The sequence below is a fragment of the Flavobacterium sp. GCM10023249 genome (assembly GCF_042653365.1).
Classification (GTDB): Bacteria; Bacteroidota; Bacteroidia; order Flavobacteriales; family Flavobacteriaceae; genus Flavobacterium.
Genome location: NZ_JBHSHZ010000022.1, coordinates 18887 through 40535, shown reverse-complemented (window position 1 = coordinate 40535; position 21649 = coordinate 18887). Strand labels below are relative to the sequence as shown.

19 protein-coding genes are annotated in these 21649 nt (G+C 36.5%); 11 read left to right on the top strand and 8 right to left on the bottom strand.

The annotated features are described in order from the left end of the window. Positions 1-5: 5 nt before the first annotated feature. Genes ACFO7M_RS16185 through ACFO7M_RS16170 form a run of 4 tightly spaced genes read left to right on the top strand, consistent with a single transcriptional unit; the run spans position 6 to position 3195 of the window. A complete protein-coding gene (locus ACFO7M_RS16185; RefSeq protein WP_379736892.1) occupies positions 6-449 on the top strand; it encodes a type I restriction enzyme HsdR N-terminal domain-containing protein in 444 nt (147 codons plus the stop codon). Between the two features lie 2 nt (positions 450-451). Beyond that, positions 452-1354 carry a hypothetical protein gene (locus tag ACFO7M_RS16180; protein ID WP_379736890.1) on the top strand — a complete coding sequence of 301 codons (903 nt, stop codon included), beginning with the start codon at positions 452-454 and terminating at the stop codon, positions 1352-1354. Beyond that, complete coding sequence (locus ACFO7M_RS16175) at positions 1347-2336, top strand: glycosyltransferase family 2 protein (RefSeq protein ID WP_379736888.1); 990 nt, start codon at positions 1347-1349, stop codon at positions 2334-2336. Before ACFO7M_RS16180 ends, ACFO7M_RS16175 begins: the two co-directional genes overlap by 8 nt. A 25-nt stretch (positions 2337-2361) precedes the next feature. After that, on the top strand, positions 2362-3195 hold the full coding sequence (locus ACFO7M_RS16170) for an OmpA/MotB family protein (protein WP_379712992.1): 834 nt from the start codon (positions 2362-2364) through the stop codon (positions 3193-3195). Positions 3196-3424: 229 nt separating this feature from the next. Here ACFO7M_RS16170 and ACFO7M_RS16165 read toward each other — a convergent pair whose 3' ends face one another. The 3 genes from ACFO7M_RS16165 to ACFO7M_RS16155 all read right to left on the bottom strand — a co-directional run bounded on the left by ACFO7M_RS16165 (position 3425) and on the right by ACFO7M_RS16155 (position 7216). Then, positions 3425-4045 (bottom strand): L-threonylcarbamoyladenylate synthase, encoded by a 621-nt coding sequence (locus tag ACFO7M_RS16165; RefSeq protein WP_379736886.1) that lies wholly within the window; start codon positions 4043-4045, stop codon positions 3425-3427. Positions 4046-4212: 167 nt separating this feature from the next. Further along, a complete protein-coding gene (locus ACFO7M_RS16160; RefSeq protein WP_379736884.1) occupies positions 4213-4884 on the bottom strand; it encodes a hypothetical protein in 672 nt (223 codons plus the stop codon). Next, on the bottom strand, positions 4877-7216 hold the full coding sequence (locus ACFO7M_RS16155; protein WP_379736882.1) for an ATP-dependent helicase: 2340 nt from the start codon (positions 7214-7216) through the stop codon (positions 4877-4879). The genes ACFO7M_RS16160 and ACFO7M_RS16155 overlap by 8 nt, the downstream gene beginning before the upstream one ends. Positions 7217-7310: 94 nt before the next feature. On the opposite strand from ACFO7M_RS16155, the gene ACFO7M_RS16150 reads away from it, so the two are divergent. Next, positions 7311-7832, top strand: a complete 522-nt coding sequence (locus ACFO7M_RS16150) for a hypothetical protein (RefSeq protein ID WP_379713000.1) — start codon at positions 7311-7313, stop codon at positions 7830-7832. A 29-nt stretch (positions 7833-7861) separates the two neighbouring features. Here ACFO7M_RS16150 and ACFO7M_RS16145 read toward each other — a convergent pair whose 3' ends face one another. Then, a complete protein-coding gene (locus ACFO7M_RS16145) occupies positions 7862-9931 on the bottom strand; it encodes a M1 family metallopeptidase (protein ID WP_379736880.1) in 2070 nt (689 codons plus the stop codon). Between the two features lie 76 nt (positions 9932-10007). Here ACFO7M_RS16145 and ACFO7M_RS16140 point away from each other — a divergent pair, with 76 nt between their 5' ends. Genes ACFO7M_RS16140 through ACFO7M_RS16130 form a run of 3 tightly spaced genes read left to right on the top strand, consistent with a single transcriptional unit; the run spans position 10008 to position 11938 of the window. Then, a complete protein-coding gene (locus tag ACFO7M_RS16140; RefSeq protein WP_379736876.1) occupies positions 10008-10745 on the top strand; it encodes a diphthine--ammonia ligase in 738 nt (245 codons plus the stop codon). A 3-nt stretch (positions 10746-10748) separates the two neighbouring features. After that, positions 10749-11240 carry a hypothetical protein gene (locus ACFO7M_RS16135; protein ID WP_379713006.1) on the top strand — a complete coding sequence of 164 codons (492 nt, stop codon included), beginning with the start codon at positions 10749-10751 and terminating at the stop codon, positions 11238-11240. A gap of 2 nt (positions 11241-11242) precedes the next feature. After that, a complete protein-coding gene (locus ACFO7M_RS16130; protein WP_379736874.1) occupies positions 11243-11938 on the top strand; it encodes an aspartyl/asparaginyl beta-hydroxylase domain-containing protein in 696 nt (231 codons plus the stop codon). A 24-nt stretch (positions 11939-11962) separates the two neighbouring features. Here ACFO7M_RS16130 and ACFO7M_RS16125 read toward each other — a convergent pair whose 3' ends face one another. Both ACFO7M_RS16125 and ACFO7M_RS16120 read right to left on the bottom strand, forming a co-directional pair. Next, positions 11963-13072 (bottom strand): tryptophan 7-halogenase, encoded by a 1110-nt coding sequence (locus ACFO7M_RS16125; RefSeq protein WP_379736872.1) that lies wholly within the window; start codon positions 13070-13072, stop codon positions 11963-11965. A 2-nt stretch (positions 13073-13074) separates the two neighbouring features. Further along, on the bottom strand, positions 13075-15933 hold the full coding sequence (locus tag ACFO7M_RS16120) for a LodA/GoxA family CTQ-dependent oxidase (protein WP_379736870.1): 2859 nt from the start codon (positions 15931-15933) through the stop codon (positions 13075-13077). Between the two features lie 173 nt (positions 15934-16106). Here ACFO7M_RS16120 and recG point away from each other — a divergent pair, with 173 nt between their 5' ends. Further along, a complete protein-coding gene (gene recG / locus ACFO7M_RS16115; RefSeq protein ID WP_379736868.1) occupies positions 16107-18212 on the top strand; it encodes an ATP-dependent DNA helicase RecG in 2106 nt (701 codons plus the stop codon). A 50-nt stretch (positions 18213-18262) separates the two neighbouring features. Here the strand turns inward: recG and ACFO7M_RS16110 are convergent, their stop codons facing one another. Beyond that, on the bottom strand, positions 18263-19108 hold the full coding sequence (locus ACFO7M_RS16110; RefSeq protein WP_379713016.1) for a DUF2911 domain-containing protein: 846 nt from the start codon (positions 19106-19108) through the stop codon (positions 18263-18265). A 119-nt stretch (positions 19109-19227) separates the two neighbouring features. Here ACFO7M_RS16110 and ACFO7M_RS16105 point away from each other — a divergent pair, with 119 nt between their 5' ends. Both ACFO7M_RS16105 and ACFO7M_RS16100 read left to right on the top strand, forming a co-directional pair. Beyond that, positions 19228-19695, top strand: a complete 468-nt coding sequence (locus tag ACFO7M_RS16105; protein ID WP_379736866.1) for an SRPBCC family protein — start codon at positions 19228-19230, stop codon at positions 19693-19695. After that, the gene (locus tag ACFO7M_RS16100) at positions 19685-20983 is read left to right on the top strand and encodes a cryptochrome/photolyase family protein (protein WP_379736864.1); all 1299 of its coding nucleotides are present in this window, start codon (positions 19685-19687) and stop codon (positions 20981-20983) included. Before ACFO7M_RS16105 ends, ACFO7M_RS16100 begins: the two co-directional genes overlap by 11 nt. Here ACFO7M_RS16100 and ACFO7M_RS16095 read toward each other — a convergent pair. After that, on the bottom strand, positions 20980-21639 hold the full coding sequence (locus ACFO7M_RS16095; RefSeq protein ID WP_379736862.1) for an HAD family hydrolase: 660 nt from the start codon (positions 21637-21639) through the stop codon (positions 20980-20982). The genes ACFO7M_RS16100 and ACFO7M_RS16095 overlap by 4 nt on opposite strands. Between the last annotated feature and the right edge of the window lie 10 nt (positions 21640-21649).

The following is a 21649-nucleotide window of genomic DNA, read 5'->3' as shown; positions in this document are numbered from 1 at the left end:
CTACTTTGCAGCAATTAAATTTTCCAACATACAACTTTCGGTTCAAAAATAGTGAAAATAAAGTGGCTATTTTTGATGAAATACGGAAAAAATTTGTGATTCTCACCCCTGAGGAATGGGTAAGGCAACATGTAGTACGTTATCTTCTGGAAGAAAAAAAGTATTCCAAATCCTATATCAATGTTGAAAAGAGGATTACTATTAATGGAATGACCAAACGCTATGATGTTGTAGTATTCAATCCGGATGGAAGCATTTTTGTATTGATTGAGTGCAAAGCGCCAGAAGTAACCATTACTCAGAATGTGTTTGATCAGATAGCGCGTTACAATATGGTATTGCAAGCCAACTATTTGATGGTGACCAATGGGTTACAGCATTATTTTTGCCAGATGGATTTCAAGAACGAACAGTACAATTTCCTAAGGGATTTACCTGAATACAACTAAACATGAAAAACAGCCTTTACACCTTAATCGTACTCCTTTTGGTTTCCTGTGGGAAAGATAACAACAGTAAAACTACCACTACAACAACAACTTTACCTACAAGCATAAGTTCAAAACCCGATACAAAAGAAAATCACATTTCGGCAACAGAAAGCGCTTTACAGGAAATTATTTTCAAGACCGATTCGGTTAAAAAGCATCTCACTACTAGCAATGCATTGGCTTTGTATTTGAAATTCAGAGAAAACACTACCGATTTGATTACTAAAATAAACAACGACAACGGCTATATAATCGATAATTATTACACCCATATATCTGAAAAAAGCCATGCATTAGAACTGCCAGATTCGTTACAAACCAAATTTAAAAACCTAGAGAAAGCGCATATAGAGTTTTGGGAAATTGGAGAAGGTTATATTGAAATAAGACCAAAGGCCGATTTTTATCAAACAATTTTCGACAACAAGTTGCCACCTGATTACAATGAGTTTGTAAAGCTAGAAGCTTTTGAAAACAAGGATTTAATAGGTGCTGATGCCGGTTTAGTTATAACCTTTCAGGAACTTTCCGTTTTGGTTTTAAACTGGGAAAAATTTTTATTGAAATACCCGAATAGTAAATTGTATGCGGAAGTAAAAGAGAATTATAAAAATTTATTGAGCATCTATCTTTTTGGTCTGGACAATACTCCTACATTTGAAGATTATGGCAACGAAGACAACCAACTCAATGCTGAAAATAAAAAAGAATTTGAGCGTTTCATTTCCAAGAATCCAAAATCAATCACTTCAAAAATAGTTATCAGCTTATTGGAAGGCATTCAAAACAATCTAAAAAGAGATGAATTGCATAAAAAAATAGAGCAAGACTATTTGAAATACCCAATCACTACTAATGAATAAAATAGCAGTCGTCATATTAAACTGGAACGGAGTACAATTGCTGGAGCAATTCCTACCGTCGGTGGTAAAGTATTCACCTGAAGCTACCATTTATGTAGCAGACAATGCCTCCACTGATACCTCCGTAGCCTTTGTCAAAGCACATTACCCTTCCGTAAAAATCATAGAAAACCAAGGCAATTTCGGATTTGCCAAAGGATATAATGAAGCTTTGGTTACGGTAGAAGAACCCCTTTATGCGTTGGTCAATTCCGACATTGAAGTTACCGAAAACTGGCTGGTCCCGATTCTTTCCTTATTTGAAAAGGAGCCGAATACAGCCATTATTCAACCCAAGATATTGGATTTTAAGAACAAAGCCTATTTTGAATATGCCGGAGCCGGTGGTGGATTCATTGATCAATATGCCTACCCGTATTGTCGAGGTCGTATTTTTGAAACCTTGGAGAAAGATCATGGACAGTATGACGATACCCGAACCATTTTTTGGGCATCAGGTGCATGTTTCTTTATCCGTAAAGAAGTATACCGAACATTAGGTGGCTTTGATTCCGATTTCTTTGCCCATCAGGAAGAGATTGATTTGTGTTGGCGGGCTTTCAATAAAAACCTTACCATAAAGTATTGTGGTCAATCTACGGTATACCATGTAGGTGGCGCTACTTTACAAACTGGTAGTCCTCACAAAACCTATTTGAATTTCAGGAATTCCTTGTGGATGATGACCAAGAACCTACCGAAAGGAAAATTGATCCCCGTACTCTTTATCCGCATGGTATTGGATGGTGTTGCAGGCGTACGCTTTTTAATGCAAGGGAAAGTTAGTCATTTATGGGCGATACTCCGCGCCCACTTCAATTTGTATCTTTATTTTTATAAGTTTCTGAAAAAGAGAGACTTGAACCAGAGGGAAAATTATTACAAAATAAAGTCCATTGTTTACCGTTATTTTATAAAGAATGGCAAGCTATTTGCGGAATAAAGTAAAAATAAAAAAACGTTATATAATGAGAAAAGTAGCAGTATTATTATCGGCCTTAGCTATTGTAACGACTTCATGTGGAAGTAAGAAGAAAATAGCAGAATTAGAAGCGAAGAACAAGGAAATTCAGGATTTATTAAACACCTGTACTATTAAATTGAATACCTGCTTAACTGAAAAAGAAGGATTGAGCAGTCAGAATGAATACTTGAAAAAGAACAATTCTGATTTGATAAACAGCTCCAAAGAGATGACTGTTTTGACTACTAAAGGGGCAGAAAACCTTGAGAAATCATTAGAAAGTTTAAAAGAAAAAGACCTTAAAATTTCGAGATTACAAGACGCCTTAACGAAAAAAGATTCGGTTACCCTTGCTTTGGTTACCAGTTTAAAACGTGAAGTAGGCATTGATGATCCGGATATTAACATCAATGTAGAAAAAGGAGTGGTAATGATTTCTATTGCAGACAACCTTTTATTCAAGTCTGGAAGTTATGATGTGAGCGACAGAGCGAAAGGTGTTTTAGCCAAAGTAGCCAAAGTCATCAACAGTAAACCTGATTTTGAGTGTATGGTAGAAGGTCATACGGATAATGTGCCGATTAAAAATGCGGTATTGTTAGACAACTGGGATTTATCAGTGAAGAGATCAACATCGATTGTGCGTGTATTACAGAATGATTTGGGTGTAAATCCGAAGCAATTGATTCCAGCAGGAAGAAGCTTCTACATTCCATTGAATGATAACGATACGCCAGAAAACAGAGCTAAAAACAGAAGAACAAGAATCATCATCATGCCTAAAATCGATCAATTTTATGATATGATTGAGAAGGAAATGAAAAGTTTGAGCAAGTAATTTAGACAGCTTAGACTTCTTAGATCTTTAGACTTCTTAGATCTTTAGACTTCTTAGATCTTTAGACTTCTTAGATCTTTAGACTACTAGATCTTTAGACTACTAGATCTTTAGACTTCTTAGATCTTTAGACTTCTTAGATCTTTAGACTACTAGATATAAAAAAACGCCTTGATGACTCAAGGCGTTTTTTTATACTTACTAATAACTGTTCACTGAGGACTAATCACTACAAAATATCCAGGCTTCCTTTACCTTCACGGATAACTACCGGTTCTCCGTCTGACAAATCAATAATTGTAGATGCTTCGTTATCGCCATACCCCCCATCGATTACCACATCTACTAAGTTTTGCCATTTCTCGAAAATCAGTTCCGGGTCGGTTGTATATTCGATTATTTCGTCTTCATCATGGATGGAAGTTGATACGATAGGATTTCCAAGCTGTCTTACAATTTCGAGTGCAATATTATTGTCCGGCACACGAATACCTACGGTTGTTTTCTTTTTAAATTCTTTTGGAAGACTGTTATTACCGGGTAGAATAAAAGTATACGGCCCTGGTAAAGCTCTTTTCAGAATTTTAAAAGTAGAAGTATCAATTTGTTTGATATAATCGGATATATTGCTCAAATCCGAGCAAACGAAAGAGAAATTGGCTTTTTCGAGTTTGATACCTTTGATTTTCGCGATACGTTCCAATGCTTTGGTATTGGTGATATCACACCCTAAACCATAGACAGTATCGGTAGGATAGATCACCAAACCCCCATCTCTTAGCGATTTCACCACTTTAGCGATTTCCTTTTCGTTGGGGTTTTCCGGGTATATTTTAATGAATTGAGCCATTCAGGTTTAAAAGTTTAACGTTGAAAGTTTAAAGTTACGCTTTTTCTTACTTATTACAATTCCTTTTTCAATTGCATTTGGATGGCGATGTGGACAAAAGTATTTATTTGTACACCTACTACAGTAGATTTCGTGATATTCATAGTATACTACTTGGGGTACTGTTTTTAATACAATTTATTTCTTGAAATTTCCCTTTTAACAATATCTATATCCTGAACCAAGTATTCATTCCAAATACCTCTTTTTATTTTTAAAATTGCTTTGTAATCTTCCGCATTTTTACTCAGATATGGCTTGATAAATTCGCTGCTAACAGGAACATATTCATTTTTATTGTTGAATATGAAAGATACCTTATTAGAGGATCTTCTTCCTGATTTTCTAAACTCTACAACAGGAAGTTCTACTATTTCAATTGGATTTTTTTTCGATTCACTTACATTAAGATAATTCCAGACAAAATCTACAGGAAAACAAAAAAACAGATATGCCAAAATTAAGTTAGAAAAAAAGAGAATAGGCAAATATATTATCTTGCTAAAAATAAATTTTTCTTGTTGAATTACATTAGGTGCATCCAACCAAACATCATTTATTAAATATCGGGCCACTATTACTGCGCCGATTATAATTGGGAAAATTAAAATATAAAGAAAATACCTGTAATCCCCACCGATATATTCTTCTCGAAAAAAAAACGAATAGATTAAGAATAAGATTGAGATAACAATAAATGCTCTTGCTTTTAGTGTTTCTTTCTTCTTTTCCGCTTTAACTCGTTTTCTTTTTTGCTGAGTACTATCCTTTTTTGCTGTTTTCATTAAAGAATTACCCAATCACATCCAGTTTGGCAAAGCGTAATAGTAATTTCTTAATACCACCCACTTCAAATTTGATTTCTGCTTTTTTATCGGCGCCCACACCTTCAAGGTTTAACACTTGGCCTTTTCCGAAGCGTTCGTGCATGACTACGTTGCCTACCGTAAGTTTACTATCAAACAAATTGGTAGATCCTGCGGATGGCGCCTGACCGGACATCGGTTTTAGTTTACGGATATTCGAGTTCGGTTTAGGTGCGTTGTCTGATATGTATTTTGGTGGCGTACCGGCAACTGGTTTTGTTAAACGCAACTTGGATTTATCCACATCGCCGAAAATATCCACATCGATACTCGGTTTGTAACGGTAATTGTTTTCGTTTGGCGTTAAGTATTCCAGATATTGCCCGTCGATTTCCTCAATAAAACGTGAAGGTTCGCTATCTACCAGTTTCCCCCAACGATAGCGTGACTGTGCATAGGTTAGATACGCCTGATGTTCGGCGCGGGTTAATGCCACATAGAACAAGCGGCGTTCCTCTTCCAGTTCACTTCTGGTATTTATACTCATGGCACTTGGAAATAGATCTTCCTCCATTCCCACAATGAAAACCGTTGGAAATTCCAGACCTTTTGCCAAGTGAATTGTCATTAATGCGACACGGTCATCATCACCGGTATCGTTATCCAAATCGGTTGCCAAAGCCACATCTTCCAAGAACTCAGACAAAGCGCCACGTGCTCCGTCGACTTCTTTTTGTCCTTCGGTGAAATCTTTGATACCGTTTAATAATTCTTCGATATTTTCAATACGGGCGATACCTTCCGGTGTTCCGTCTTTCTTCAATTCCTGAATTAAACCCGTTTTTTTGGTTACGTGTTCGGTAAGCACAAAAGCATCCTGATTTTCATTGATAATCTGGAAACTTTTGATCATGGTTACAAAATCCTGTAATTTCTGTTTGGTTCCCGAATTCAGTTTCAGGTCGATTTTATCGATATGTTCCATTACTTCAAAAATGGAACGTTTGTAGTGATTGGCTGCTACTGTTAATTTCTCGACAGTAGTATCACCAATACCTCTTGCGGGATAATTGATTACACGTACTAACGCTTCTTCGTCTTTTGGGTTCACCACTAAACGCAGGTAACACAATACATCCTTGATTTCTTTGCGCTGATAGAAAGACAATCCACCATAAATACGGTAGGGAATATCTCGTTTCCGTAATGCATCTTCCATGGCGCGGGATTGTGCATTGGTACGGTATAGAATTGCAAATTGCCCATTATGCATTTGCTTTTGCATCTTTTCTTCAAAAATGGTAGAAGCCACAAAACGACCTTCTTCCCCATCGGTTAAGCTACGGTGTACTTTGATTTTGGGTCCGTCCTCATTGGCCGTCCAAACAATTTTATCGAGTTTCGTTTTGTTGTTATCGATAACGTTGTTCGCTGCTTCCACAATGTTCTTAGATGAACGATAATTTTGTTCCAGACGATACATTTGCACTCCTTCGTAATCCTTTTGGAAGTTCAGGATATTATTGATGTTCGCACCACGGAAAGCATAGATACTTTGCGCATCGTCACCCACCACACAAATGTTTTGGAAACGATCAGACAAAGCACGTACGATAAGGTATTGCGAGTGATTGGTATCTTGGTACTCATCTACAAGTATGTATCGGAAACGGTCTTGGTATTTCATCAATACATCAGGAAAACGCGTTAACAATTCATTGGTTTTCAATAATAAATCATCAAAATCCATGGCACCGCTTTTGAAGCATCGTTCCACATAATTCTGATAAATTTCACCCATTCGCGGCTTTTTACTCATCGCATCCGCCTCTTGAAGTTCAGGGTTATTGAAATACGCTTTCACAGTAATTAAACTGTTTTTGTATTGAGAGATACGACCGAACACCTGTTTCGGTTTATATATATCCTTATCCAATTGCATCTCTTTGATGATTTGACCAATCAAACGGGTAGAATCCTGAGAATCATAAATGGTAAAATTGGAAGGATATCCTAATTTATCTGCTTCAATTCTAAGAATTTTAGCAAAAACCGAGTGGAATGTTCCCATCCATAAATTTTTGGCTTCGCTATTACCCACAATATCCGCAATACGTTTCTTCATTTCACGTGCTGCTTTATTGGTAAAAGTTAAGGACAAAATATTAAACGCATCTACCCCCTGACTCATCAGGTTAGCGATACGTACGGTTAGTACACGTGTCTTTCCCGAACCTGCACCGGCAATTACAATCATTGGCCCATCTTTCTGTAAAACAGGGGCTTTCTGAGCGTCATTTAATTTCTCTATAATTTGCTGAATCATACTCATAATCGAAAGTTCAAAAATACGTTTACAAAAGTTGTATTACAATTAATTTTTTAAGTTTATTTGCAGTACTAATCACAAAGAACTACAAATGGATTATTCTAAAATTATCGAAGTAGCTGCGTATACTTTACCATCGGTTATTACTGGTGGTGTAGCTTATTATTTTTTACAGTCTTATTTCAGCAATGAAGAAAAAAGAAGGAATCATCTATTGCTAAGAAATACACAAAAAGAGGCTTTACCGCTAAAATTACAAGCGTATGAGCGCATGGCATTGTTCTTAGAGCGTATCAATCCTTCCAAGTTATTGATTAGAGTGGTACCCATGTCGCAAGACAAAAATTTATACGAATCGTTTTTAATTGATCATATTGAGCAGGAATTTGAGCATAATCTGACACAACAGATTTACATTTCTGATGATTGCTGGAATGTAATCTTAACGGCAAAAAACACGATTATTCAAAATATCCGTAAAACGAATATGAGTGATAAAGTGACTTCGGCAGATAAATTACGTGAAACCATATTGAGTGATTTATTGGATTCGGATTCGGCAACAACCATAGCTTTGGCTTATTTAAAGAAAGAAGTTACTCAGATTATATAAATGAAAATCCCCTCGGTGAGGGGATTTTTTTATTTCAATTCATTCTTCAGGAAGTTTTGTTCGCGTTCCGGTAGATTAGGCAGTAACCCTTCCAATTGGGTTTTGAATTGTGGTTTTTTAATCAGTTTACGAATGTTGTCTTTAGCGAATTTAACGAATTGCCATTTATGATGCGTTGTCCCGTTGAGCAAGGAAGTCAGTACTTTTTCATCGGAAGGATTAATTTGCAATAACACTTCCAAGGCATTTTGACGAATGGTTCCGTCGTATTCGGTAGAAGCCAAAGCGATTAATTCGTTATAAAATCCTTTTTTATTTTCGTTTGTAAATTCTTTGGTTGCCAAAGCCAATGTAAGCCATATGATACGAAGGTTTCTGTCATTATTACCTTGCCAATCTTTAGACAATTCCAAATAACGCATTCTATCTTCTGGAAATTTTGACCATAATTGCTGCAAAACGATTTCTCTGGTGCGGTACGATTTATCGTTGAGCAACGACTCGTACTCGGCTTTAAACTCTAACGGTATGGTTTTCATAGTTGCGGCCAAAGCTTGACGTACCTGTATATCATTTGATTGTAAAGCCAGTTGTAAAAACATTTTCTTTTCTTCAAAAGGTACATTTACCAATTGGTATAATACTTCCTGTTTCAATGGAAAATACGCATCCGAATTCAAAATACTTATCCAACTATTTTTCTTTTCTTCCAATGGCAAACTTTCCATCCTCTGCAATTCAAAAAAGGTAAGTATTGTCTTGTTTTTACTTAAAATGGCAACCGCCAACTCTTTATTAAAAGTGGTAGACTCCAACCATTCCTTTTGAAATTTAGCCGTATCAAAATGGGTTATTTTTCTGACTTCAGCTAAAAAATTTTCCGTTTCGACGTTCTTATACTGGTATTTTTTCAGATAGGTTTTGACTACTTTCTTGAAATTTTCAGCACCAATGTTTTCACGCAAATAATGCAAAGCCCAAGCACCTTTCTTATAGAAAGATAATGTACTCGCCTTTTCATTCATCACGGGAATTGAATCATATTTACTCGCATTTTGCAATTCTTCTGCATAATTCAATAGTTCAAATTGAAAATAATGCTCACCGAACAATTCTCTTTCCGCCAAAAGTGCGTAGTAAGTAGCAAAACCTTCCTGTAACCAATGGTGTTTTGATGATTTTGCAGTAATCAAGTCACCGAACCAATGATGCGCCAATTCATGTGCGTTAACATTGATATAATTCATATCGTTAAACCCAATTTCATCTACCACAAATTCTTGGGAAAACAAAGTCGCTGAAGTATTCTCCATACCGGCGTATAAAAAATCATCTACTGGAGCTTGTCGGTAAATTTGCCATGGGTATTTTATTCCCGTTTCCTTTTCCAGAAAATCAAAAATCTCTTTTGAATATTTGTAGGTTGAGGTAAATTTAGAAGCATCTGTAGGTTTTAGATACATTTCTAGAGGAATACCCGAGTTTGATTTTTGCTCGTATTTATCATATTTACTAATGGCCAACATTGCTAAATAAGAACTCATAGGCTGTTTCATTTGAAATTCCCATGTTTTCAGATTCCCTTTCGAATTATATCGAACCTCCTTTAGCGTTCCGTTAGATAGTACTTGATAATCATTACGGAATTCAATCGCTAAATTGAAAACCAACTTTTCATTGACATCATCAAAACTAGGCAACCAATGGGAAGTATATTTCCCTTGTCCTTGTGTCCAAATCTGATTGTTTTCAAAACTGAGATCACCTACGAAATACATTGCTTGTTTGGGGTGGGCAGAATATCCAAAAGTTAGCATATTTTTCCCTTTTTTGTAGCCTTCAAACAAAAGCAATGCTTTTCCCGAATTCTTGAATGCAACCGGCTTGCCATTTATTTTTACCTCATTAAATTCCATTCGAACAGCATCGATTTTAATCGTATCAGGCAAGGTATTCACTTTAAAAACATAGGTCAGTTCCCCACTAACCGATTTTTCAATGGCATTCGGTTTCACTAATGCATTGAGTGACAGAAAATCTGCCTTTGAACCTTGTTGTGCGAAAGAAAAAAGAGAGACAAATAGAAAAATATACTTCATTAGGCTATAATTGATGTTCAAATGTACAAAGTAACAATTGACTTTTTTGTAAGTTTACTTCCAAAATTAGTTTGTTTTGAAACCAAAAGCAATATTCAACTGGAGTAGCGGAAAAGATTCGGCACTCGCATTATATACAACTTTACTCGAAAAAGAGTATGACATTGTGGGACTTCTAACCAGTGTCAACACACAGTACCAGCGTATTTCGATGCATGGAGTACGTGTAGCATTACTGGAATCTCAGGCAGAAAGCATTGGAATTCCACTTTATAAATTGGAAATTCCTGAAATGCCTACCATGGAACTATACGATGAGGTGATGAAAGGTAAAATGCTGGAATTACAATCGAAAGGTGTTACTCATTCTATATTTGGAGATATTTTCTTGGAAGATTTACGAAAATATCGTGAAGAGAAGTTGGCTATTGCCGGAATTAAAGGTGTATTCCCATTATGGAAAAAAGATACATCAGCATTGATTCAGGAATTTTTAGGTTTAGGTTTCAAAACCATTGTTACCTGTGTAAACGAACGCTATTTGGATCAAAGCTTTGTAGGTAGGATAATTGACGAACAATTCATTAAAGACTTACCCGATACTGTAGATGTTTGTGGAGAGAACGGTGAATTTCATACCTTTACTTTCGACGGGCCAATTTTCTCACAACCGATTGCTTTCGAAATTGGAGAAATTGTACACCGCAAATATGAACGGCCAAAAACCGAAAGTTCCAATACGGCCTGCGATAACACTGCAGATACTACCGCATTTGATTATGGATTTTGGTATTGTGATTTAATTCCGAAATAAACAATGGAAACAATTAACAAAATAGTACGCTTTTTAAACGAAATCGGAATTGAAGTTCGTGAAGAAAAACTGGGAAATGATACTTTTTTACCGGGTTTAACGATGAAGTCGAACGCAGTCATAATTGATTATGATCAGTTGAAATATCCTGGTGATATTTTACATGAAGCTGGACATATTGCAGTAGCATCGCCTGAAACCAGAGCCGTAATTGGTACAACAGAAGTACCTGAAGGATGGCCGGACGGTGGAGAAGAAATGGGTGCTATTTTGTGGTCGTATGCTGCCTCTATTCATTTGGGATTACCGTTGGATTTTGTATTTCATTCTGATGGTTATAAAAACAGTTCCGAATGGTTGATTCAAAGTTTTGAAAATGAAACCTACATTGGATTACCCTTTTTAGAGTGGATTGGACTTGCCTACGGAAAAGAAAAAGCCTTGGAGAATCAAAAACCACCTTTTCCCGTAATGCTCAAATGGATACGTAATTAAGTATGGATCAACTTATCAGACATTTACAATTTCCAATGCAATTGGATGTTGCAAAGCTTCAAGAAGACTTGCAGAAAGTGATGCAAACCCCATGGACACATCATTACAACACGAATGATTACACGGGAGATTGGACTTCTGTTGCTCTGATGTCGCAGGATGGCAAATCGGATAGTATTTATGCATTGAATCAAGGAGATACTATCATTAAAGCTACCGAAATTTTAACTTACTGTTCTTATTTCGAACAAATCCTAGACGAATTGCAATTTAAAAAAACGGCGGTTCGTTTATTGCGTTTGGCAGTTGGTGCCGAAGTAAAACCCCACAGCGATCATTGCTTAGGTTATGAAGACGGTTGTTTCAGAATCCATATTCCTATTGTAACTAATCCGGAAGTTGAATTCATTTTGGATGGTGAACGACTTATCATGAACGAAGGAGAATGCTGGTATATTGATGCGAATTTTACGCATTCGGTTGCCAACAGAGGAACGGAAGACCGAATTCATCTCGTTATTGATGGTATTCGCAATGAATGGACTGATGCATTATTTTTTAAGCATGCCGATAAAAGCCGATTTATCAAGCCTGAAAAAAAACTTTCTGACACTGAAAAAAATCAGATAATTGCTGAATTACAACGAATGAATACAGCAGCATCCCAAAAATTAATTGATGACTTATTGCAACAATAAGTCATCAATCTTTATGAAGTTACTTTAGAGGTTTATTTTTTCATGCCGATTTTTCCAAAACGGACTGCTTTCCCATCGTTTTTCCATGGCATACCAGTGGTAAATCCTGTTTTTATATACATTCATTATATTCTCTAAAACAGCATCGTAGTCGCGAAAATCATCAATTTCATTATTTAAAAAACGATAGCAAGATTCTGCAGCGGCCAAGCCAGTATACATAGCATTAAAAATCCCTTGTGACGATAAAGGATCAAAACTAAAGGAAGCATCCCCAACGGTAAGCCAAGAATTTCCCGAAAAAGGCTTCGTAAATGCTGAGTTAGCGGCTGTTGTACCATACTCGATTTCGTCGACGAACGATGTAAAAGTTTCCAGACAGACATTTTCGGACAGTGTCTTATTTTTTTGAATCAGTGCTAACAATTTTCTTTTAGAACGAATCGATTTGATGGTTGGAATACGTGCATCAGTATGGAATGCAATGATTCTTTTGTTTCCCGGAACCGCAGTGGTATACCACCAACCTTCAGAGTCTGCCTGAATTTTACTCCTTCCTTGTAAACTCTTCACTGGATTATCTTTTCCAATCATCCAACCGCATACCAAGTGGTCCAAGGCAATCCTTTTGGCTCCAAGCTGTCTAGCGATAAAAGGATTTCTTCCACTGGCGTCAATCAATAGTTTTGATTTCAGTTTTTGCGTTTTGGAATCATTCGAAATATTGATTTCCCAGAAACCTTCTCGCCAATTAAAATCTACCATTTGGGTATCATTTAGAAAAAAGCAGCCTCTTTGTTTTGCTTTTTCTTGCAACCAAATTTCAAATTTTTGCCTGTTGAGATGCCATCCGTGTCCAAAAGGATCTTTAATAAAATCCGTTTCATTGATTTCATCGGTTCCCCAAACGGATTGGTTGCCATAATTTGGGAGATGACCTTGTTGTATAAAATCGTCCCATAAGCCCATATCCATCAAAAGTTTATTGGCTGCTGGTGGCAAAGATTCACCGGCACGTGGCTGCGGTGAAGCATTTCTATCAATCATCATCACTTTAAAAAAAGGAGATAAATTGAGCGCAACGCTACAACCAGCGGGACCAGCACCTAATATAAACACATCTATATCTATCATTCTTATCGGAAACGTTTTACTTTTTCTATCAATGATAAATCGTAGATATCTCCAGCTTCTTCTTCTTTTTCTTCCAAGTGAAGTGTTTTAGCTAACAATTTCACTTCTTTTTGTACTTTCTTATTTTCCACTTCCATTATTGCGGGAAAGTTTGGATTATCTGTTACCCCTTTTCGAACTTCTACAATTCCCATTTCATCAAAATGGTGAATCATATGATTGATCTGATAAGTATAACCTTTATCTAAACCAAGTGGTTCCAGCCAATTCGCTCTATTTGCAAAAGCCTGTAAACGTAGTCCTAATTCGTTATTCGAATTGATTACCGTGTTGTATTGTTCTTCAGACATGACTTGATTTGGAACTCTTGCGGGCCAAAACGTAGGTACGTAAGGATCATACGTAGTATCATAACCAGAACGACAACTTGCTGTATCGGTTTGCCATGGAATAGCCATCCAACGGGTAACACCACCTGGAAGCTGCCCTCCACTCAAAGGACCTCTTGGTAAGGTTAAGACATCACTATTTAAAAGCGGACCATATCCGGGTTCAATCCATCCTTTTGTGGCATGTTTTAAACGGAACGGCGCCATATACATACTTGCAGTTCGCATTGGCCACGTCATTTCACAACCGGGGTGAAAAGCATCGGCGAGACAGAACTCCATTGCGGCTTTTGTAAGCATATCCGGCTGCTGACTTGGTGGTACATCATCAATAGATCTTGGTGGTTGGTAATTTTCATCAAAATCAGCAATAAAATCGCCTGCAGCCCATTGCTGTAAGAATTTAAGTTGTGTATCGGTCAATGCGGCATGTTGTCTCGGTGTTGGTGCTGGAGGTATATTCATTGCGTCACCATATAACCAAGGAAATGGAACAGGAGACCAAGAATCTCTTTCAAAAACCCTGAATTGGTTGGCTAAATTTTTTCTTAATTCCCTATAAGCTGGATTTGGGTTATTCAATTTTTGAACCCATTCCGATGTTGTAAAATTAAAAGGGCCGCCAAAACCAAAAGCAGAGGCGAATCCGGCATTTACCCATTGTAAACGAGTCATTCGTTCAAAAATTGGTAGAATATCGTTAGTAAACGAAGGCATTGGAGGACAAGGCAATGTATTGGCTTGAATTGAAGTATCTCGCATTAAGTCCCACATGGTTCTCACCGATTTTTGCATTGGAGCATAATTTGGAGGTGCTACAATTACCCAAGCCGGTTGAACCTTCAAAAGTTCCCCTTTGAATTCCACTTCGGCTGTAACCGGACCATCTGAGGTATCATCGTACCAGCCTTCATTGTTGGCAAAAGTTACCGCTTTGCTTCCATCGTAAGAACCCGATTTTCCGTGACCTCCCAAAACAATTAAGCGTCCTTTTTCGTCTGTTTTCAATTCACCCAAATAAACTTCAATATCCATAAAATGTCCATTAAGCGCTTTACTTTGGGAATTAATTCCAGAGATAGTATGTTCACCCGGATCAACAATTAAACGTTTACGGTCAGTAACTGTAGAATTCCTTAAAAGTGTGGGTGGTGCCATTTTTGCTTCTGGAATATCTAAAGCCAATTGGAACTGATACCAAGCTGCCTTATGATTGGCAAGATGCACATTCCATTTGATTTTAGCTTCCTCTGCTGTTAATTCTCGAACAGGTTCCCCTTTAGCATTCAATCCATAAATACGGAATCGAGCGGCCTGTCTTTTTATAGCTCCAGTCTCGTCTCTATAAAACCCAGGTAGCTCCGGTAGTGGATCGGTAACTTCGGGGCCAATAAAATACCCTTCTTTACTGTTACCTACTCTGCATACTCCGATTGGAGGATAAATTGCAGCTGTAACAATGCAATCATCAACTACTTTTGGTTCAACACTATTTTTTTTAAAATGGTATGGACATTGTGGTTCTTGTGTAGGAATACCATTGGCATCGTGTCTTTTTTCGGCAGAAGCCTGATAAACCACTTTCCTTGCATCCGAAATACTACCTTGTGGCTGATGTTCTCTTAAGCAATGCCATGGATTAAAGGATAAATTTTCACCGTATTCCGGTTGCCCATTCGCGCAAATATCTTGTTGAGGAAGGTGAAGTGTCGCAATATGAATTGGTTCACTTTCGCTTTCTTCCCAACGAACAGTAGCTTCATCCAAAGGCATTTTCTCTGGATTTGTTCTAAACTGTACCATAAAACGAAACGAAGCCGCTCTTTGTCTCAGTCGGTTTTCCAAATCAATTGCCAAGTAATTTGGATCGTTAAAAGGAACAGCTTCAGGCTGATCGACGGGTTCTAATTTGTATTTTACATATTTATTATCACCGAAAGCATACGGCAAAACGCTCCAATAATTGGTAGTTAATGTACTCCCTACAACCTGAGCCATTTCATCTAGGATACGTTTTGTTTTAGGATGTTTGGCCAAATAAGCATCATAATCTTTATCGATTACTCCAGCTGAGGTAAAATCAGCCATTTCTTTAGCGTTATCAACAAAAAAAACGTCATAATTTTGAAGAATGAAATCTTGGGTATCACCATCCCCCAGTAACTTTTCTCCTTTTACATCAAACAATTTTATACCTACTCCACAGGTTGTTTTTAAATCGGCAGAAGAAGGCGTTGTATCGCTTGAAAAGCGCACCCATGCCTCTAATTTATTCAAGGCGAAAACACCTACTTTCATTTCATTCGGTAAGTCATGAACCATTTCAAAATAACCATGAGCAACGCCATGTGGTTTTAAGAAAACGGGTCTCATGGCTGGAGACTGCCCTAAGTTAATGCGGTTCTGCTGAACAATATCAACAAACATTTCCTTGAGTCTTTCTGAAGAATTTCTATCATTCCAACATTCCATACTACTTTTTTTTAGTTGTTTATTTATGTATTTACTTACAAACTAAAGTATTGAATTCTTAGTTTCAGATAACAGGTATTTTTACGTGTTTTCAAAATTGAGATGAAACAATCTATTTTAAAATCTCTCTTTAAAAACTTATCTTCGCATAGATTGAAAGCTTTGATTTAGGAATGAATAACCTTCTGGAAACCCCAATTGAATATTTAAAAGGCGTAGGACCGCAGCGTGGCGAATTGTTACGTAAGGAGCTTGGTATTCATAAATATGGTGATTTAATCAATTTGTATCCGAATCGCTATATTGACAGAACAAGGTATTACAAAATCAATGAATTGCAGAATACTACCTCTGAAGTTCAGATAATTGGAAAAATAATCCATATTAAAACGGTTGAATTCGGGAAAGGAAAAAAGCGACTTACAGCAACCTTCATTGATGATACCGGAGAAATAGAATTAGTTTGGTTCCAGGGAATAAAGTGGATTCGGGAAAGTCTAAAAGTAAATTTTCCTTATGTCATTTTTGGAAAAATCAATCATTTTAATGGACAATATTCGATGCCTCATCCGGAAATGGAAGGATTAGAAGAACACAAAGCAAGTTTACGAAGTGCGATGCAATCCGTATATCCTAGTACTGAAAAACTAAACAATAAAGGGATTTCGAATAGAGTCATCAATAAAATGATGCAGCAATTGTTCATTGAAACCCATAGCCTATTCACCGAAACATTACCGGGCTATCTGATTCAGGAATTACAATTGATTCCTAAAAATGCAGCATTATTCAATATACACTTTCCAAAGAATCAGGATTTATTGAGTAAAGCTCAATTTCGTCTGAAATTTGAAGAATTGTTCTTTATTCAATTGCAATTGATTACTAAAAATTTAATCCGAAAACACAAAATTAAAGGGCATCCATTTGAAAAAGTAGGCGATTATTTTACTGGATTTTACAATAATCATCTTCCTTTTGAACTCACGAATGCACAAAAAAAAGTACTAAAAGAAATTCGAAATGATTTAGGAAGTCATGCGCAAATGAACCGCTTGCTACAAGGAGATGTAGGATCTGGAAAAACAATTGTGGCGTTAATGTGTATGCTATTGGCAATGGATAACGGTTTCCAAGCTTGTTTAATGGCACCTACTGAAATTTTGGCATCCCAACATTTTAACGGAATTACTTCTTTAGCTAAAGAATTGAATATCAATATAAAATTACTTACTGGTTCTACTAAAACTTCAGATCGAAAAATCATACACGAAGAATTAATCAATGGAGATTTACATATTTTAATTGGCACCCATGCCTTACTGGAAGACAAAGTACAGTTTCAAAATTTAGGTTTGGCTATCATTGATGAGCAACATCGATTTGGCGTAGAACAACGTAGTAAACTATGGAAAAAAAATACTATTCCGCCACATGTTTTGGTAATGACTGCCACTCCTATTCCTAGAACATTGGCAATGAGTTTATATGGTGACTTAGACATTTCTGTGATTGACGAATTACCTCCGGGAAGAAAACCCATTCAAACTGTTCATCGTTATGACAGTAATCGTTTAAAAGTATGGCGTTTTATTCGGGATGAAATTGAAAAAGGGAGACAAATCTATATTGTATATCCGTTGATTCAAGAATCGGAAACATTGGATTATAAAGATTTAATGGATGGTTATGAAAGTATCTCCAGAGATTTTCCTTTACCCAAGTATTCTGTATCTATTGTTCATGGTAAGATGAAACCGTCTGAAAAGGACGAAGAAATGCGTCGTTTTGCTGAAGGAAAAACCAACATCATGGTTGCTACCACCGTAATTGAAGTTGGAGTAAATGTGCCGAATGCCTCAGTAATGATTATTGAAAGCGCAGAGCGTTTTGGTTTGTCACAATTGCATCAGTTACGTGGTCGTGTTGGACGTGGCGCCGAACAAAGTTACTGCATACTAATGACGGGGCATAAATTAAGTAATGAAAGTAAAACCCGATTGGAAACGATGTGTAAAACTAATGACGGATTTGAAATTGCGGAAGTCGACTTAAAACTGAGAGGACCTGGTGATATCATGGGAACTCAGCAAAGTGGTGTCTTAAATCTACAAATTGCTGACTTAGTAAAAGACCGTGATATTTTACAATTGGCACGTCATCATGCCATTAAATTATTGAAAGATGATGCTTCAATGACGAAACCAGAACATCAGAAATTACGAGAAATATTCATTGAATTAGGAAAAAAGAAAAACATTTGGAATTATATCAGTTAATAAAAAAGCCCAGGAAAACCTGAGCTTTAATTTATTATAATTCTTTATATTTATTTTTTTGACCATTCAGCGATGCTGTCCATGTTCATTTTTACATAATCTTGATTGTTTTCAGCCTGCGCACCTGCTAAAGATAGTTTAGCCGTTTCAATTGCACCTTTTTTGTCACCCAATTTCGCTTGAATTTGTGATTTCAAACGACTATACCAATAGGGTTTTTTCTCGTGCATATCATAAGCTTTAGTCACATAGCTCAATGCTTTATTCAAATCACCGTTAGATTGGAAATAATATTGGGCAGCTGAATAATAATCAGCAGCAGATGGACCACCAAGTATTTTGTCAATACTTGCACTCGCAATCTTATGTGTTGGCACTTCAAATTTTAATGCCACTAAAGTTTTTTCCCAAGATAGTTCCAAATAAGCGAAGTTATTATCTGTATTATTGATGCCAATCGTAAAAGTCTCAACATTTCTGGTTAATAATTCAGTTTTCACTCTAGTCTTTAAAGCAACTTTAGAATCATCCCATTTTTCCGGTGTACCCCAATTGTCTGTAGTAGTGTAGAAGTAGATTTCCCATTCATCTGCTTTAGGCGAAACATACAAAGCATATTTACCTTTTTTCAAGGTAGTATCACTAATCACAACATCATCCGAGAAAGAAATCGTTGTATTCGCATTGGCTCCAGCTCTCCAAATCGTTCCAAAAGGCACCAAATTACCAAAAATCACTCTTCCTTTTGCGCTAGGGCGTGAATATTCAATTTCAACATTTGTCAAACCAACTGTTTGTGTTAACGTCGATTTAGGGCTTGCTTGCGGAACTTTTACTTGTGCTTCAATTGATAATGAAGCGACGAACATAGCCAGTGCTATAATTACTCTTACCATTTTGTTTGTTATTTTTTTCAAAGTTAAAATTTCAATTGGATATCGATTGTTAATAAAAGTATAAAAATACAATAAATTTGTTTAAGATATTTGTAATTTTGTTAAACAATACTTCGTCTATGTTATACAGTTTACACAGCACTCAAAAATTACCAATCACCATCGAAGAAGCATGGTCTTTTTTTAGCGATCCCAAAAATCTGAATACCATCACACCCGATTCAATGCGATTTGAAACACTTTCAGGAGATGATCGCAAAATGTTTCAGGGACAGATCATACATTATAAGATTAGTCCATTTCCGTTTGTATCAATGGAATGGGTAACTGAAATCACTCATGTCAAAAACAATGAATTCTTTGTAGACGAACAACGTTTTGGTCCTTATAAATTTTGGCATCACAAACATTTCTTTACACCAATAGAAAATGGAATTTTAATGGAAGATATCGTACATTACAAAATGCCTTTCGGAGTTTTGGGCAACGTTTTGCATCCAATTGTAGTTCGTCCAAAATTGGAAGAAATATTTGCATTCAGAACAGAAAAATTACGATCAATTTTTGGTGAATACGATGGAAAATAAAGTTACTATCTTCTGGTTTAGAAGAGATTTGCGTTTGGAAGACAATGTTGGATTATTTCATGCATTAGAATCTACGAATGAAGTATTACCTATTTTTATTTTTGACTCCTCTATTTTATCTCAACTAGAGCCAAATGATGCACGTGTAACATTCATTCATGACTTACTCTCAGAGATTCAATCAAAACTAAATGCGAAAGGCAAATCATTAGCGGTATTTCATGGTAAACCGATGGAAATATTTAAACAACTGATTGCAAATCAAACCATTCATTCTGTTTATACCAATCACGATTACGAGCCTTATGCCCGAAAACGCGACAAAGAACTCAACGAATTGTTTAAAACGCATCAAATTGCATTCAAAACCTGTAAGGATCAGGTGATTTTTGAAAAAAATGAAGTCATTAAAGACGATGGAACACCTTATGTTGTATTCACTCCCTATTCTAAAAAATGGAAAGAAAGATTCAAGCACAATCCCTTACCACATCATCCGTCTGAAGAATTATTACACCGAATTCAAAAGCACAACTACCCTTTTTTACAGTTAGCAGCTATCGGTTTCACTGAATCTACCATAAAAGTTCCTGTATTCAATATCAAACCAAATCTTGTTGATAATTATTCCGAAACCCGTAATTTTCCTGCCATCTCCGGTACTTCCCTTTTGGCGCCTCATTTACGATTTGGATCAGTTTCCATTCGGAAAATAATTAAAGAAATAGTTACTTCAACCAATGACACCTTTCTAAACGAATTAATTTGGAGGGAATTTTTCATGCAAATTTTATGGCATTTTCCTCAAACGGTCAATCAATCGTTCCGACCAAAATACGATGCAATCGTTTGGGAGAATGACGAGACCTTATTCAAAAAATGGTGTGAAGGCAAAACGGGTTATCCTTTTGTTGATGCTGGAATGAGAGAATTGAACTCAACAGGTCATATGCATAATCGTGTACGCATGATTGTGGCCAGTTTTTTATGCAAACATTTGTTAATTGATTGGCGTTGGGGCGAAGCTTATTTTGCAACCAAACTATTAGATTATGAACAATCCAGCAATGTGGGCAACTGGCAATGGGCTGCTGGATCAGGAGTAGATGCGGCACCTTACTTCCGCATATTCAATCCTACAGAACAAATTAAAAAATTTGATAAAGACTTAAAGTATATCAAAAAGTGGATTCCGGAATTGAATACAACGCTGTATCCGAAACCCATAGTGGATCATAAACAAGCTAGAGAAAAATGCCTAACTACCTACAAAAAGGCAGTCGGTTAGAATTGTAATTGCTGTAATTTTTCAAAATTGATTGCACTGAAGTCCTGAATGACATAATCTGCCAATGACAAATCCTGATGTTTGGAATTGGCACTATCATAACCAATACAGACAATGTCTGCAGCTTTGGAGGCGATAATACCATTAGTACTATCTTCAATAACAATACATTCTGACTTAGGAGCAACGGATAATGAGGCAGCATGCAAAAAAATGGCTGGATGTGGTTTGGATTTTGGGAAATCTTCACCACTAATTTTATGTGTAAAGTATGGATTCAAATTGAATCGGTTAAATACCCTATTAATAGTGCTTTTAGATGCCGAAGATGCCAAAATCAACTGCATTCCGTTGCGGTGTAAATCCTGAATTAAAGTCAGTACTCCTTCGATCAACTCCAAATCAGGTTTCGTATCAAAAGCTTCATTGAACAATGCTCGTTTTCGCAAAATCAATTCTTCGACATCTTGCTCCAATAGAAAAGTTTCTTTTAATTTCTGAAAAACATTTCGAGTTGAGTTTCCTGTAAAAGTCGCATACATTTCCGCAGGCACTTCAATATTCAATTCATCAAAATGCTGATCGTAAGCAAACTTGTGCACAGGTTCAGTGTCAACAATTACACCATCCATGTCGAAAATAACTGTTTTTATCATTTTTCTTGAT

Coding starts and splice junctions, on each gene's coding strand:
- ACFO7M_RS16165 (WP_379736886.1), bottom strand. CDS start 4,045: ATGGCTCAATTCATTAAAATATACCCGGAAAACCCCAACGAAAAGGAA.
- ACFO7M_RS16100 (WP_379736864.1), top strand. CDS start 19,685: ATGGAAAATAAAGTTACTATCTTCTGGTTTAGAAGAGATTTGCGTTTG.
- ACFO7M_RS16155 (WP_379736882.1), bottom strand. CDS start 7,216: ATGATTCAGCAAATTATAGAGAAATTAAATGACGCTCAGAAAGCCCCT.
- recG (WP_379736868.1), top strand. CDS start 16,107: ATGAATAACCTTCTGGAAACCCCAATTGAATATTTAAAAGGCGTAGGA.
- ACFO7M_RS16125 (WP_379736872.1), bottom strand. CDS start 13,072: ATGATAGATATAGATGTGTTTATATTAGGTGCTGGTCCCGCTGGTTGT.
- ACFO7M_RS16150 (WP_379713000.1), top strand. CDS start 7,311: ATGGATTATTCTAAAATTATCGAAGTAGCTGCGTATACTTTACCATCG.
- ACFO7M_RS16175 (WP_379736888.1), top strand. CDS start 1,347: ATGAATAAAATAGCAGTCGTCATATTAAACTGGAACGGAGTACAATTG.
- ACFO7M_RS16135 (WP_379713006.1), top strand. CDS start 10,749: ATGGAAACAATTAACAAAATAGTACGCTTTTTAAACGAAATCGGAATT.
- ACFO7M_RS16180 (WP_379736890.1), top strand. CDS start 452: ATGAAAAACAGCCTTTACACCTTAATCGTACTCCTTTTGGTTTCCTGT.
- ACFO7M_RS16170 (WP_379712992.1), top strand. CDS start 2,362: ATGAGAAAAGTAGCAGTATTATTATCGGCCTTAGCTATTGTAACGACT.
- ACFO7M_RS16130 (WP_379736874.1), top strand. CDS start 11,243: ATGGATCAACTTATCAGACATTTACAATTTCCAATGCAATTGGATGTT.
- ACFO7M_RS16105 (WP_379736866.1), top strand. CDS start 19,228: ATGTTATACAGTTTACACAGCACTCAAAAATTACCAATCACCATCGAA.
- ACFO7M_RS16120 (WP_379736870.1), bottom strand. CDS start 15,933: ATGGAATGTTGGAATGATAGAAATTCTTCAGAAAGACTCAAGGAAATG.
- ACFO7M_RS16110 (WP_379713016.1), bottom strand. CDS start 19,108: ATGGTAAGAGTAATTATAGCACTGGCTATGTTCGTCGCTTCATTATCA.
- ACFO7M_RS16095 (WP_379736862.1), bottom strand. CDS start 21,639: ATGATAAAAACAGTTATTTTCGACATGGATGGTGTAATTGTTGACACT.
- ACFO7M_RS16145 (WP_379736880.1), bottom strand. CDS start 9,931: ATGAAGTATATTTTTCTATTTGTCTCTCTTTTTTCTTTCGCACAACAA.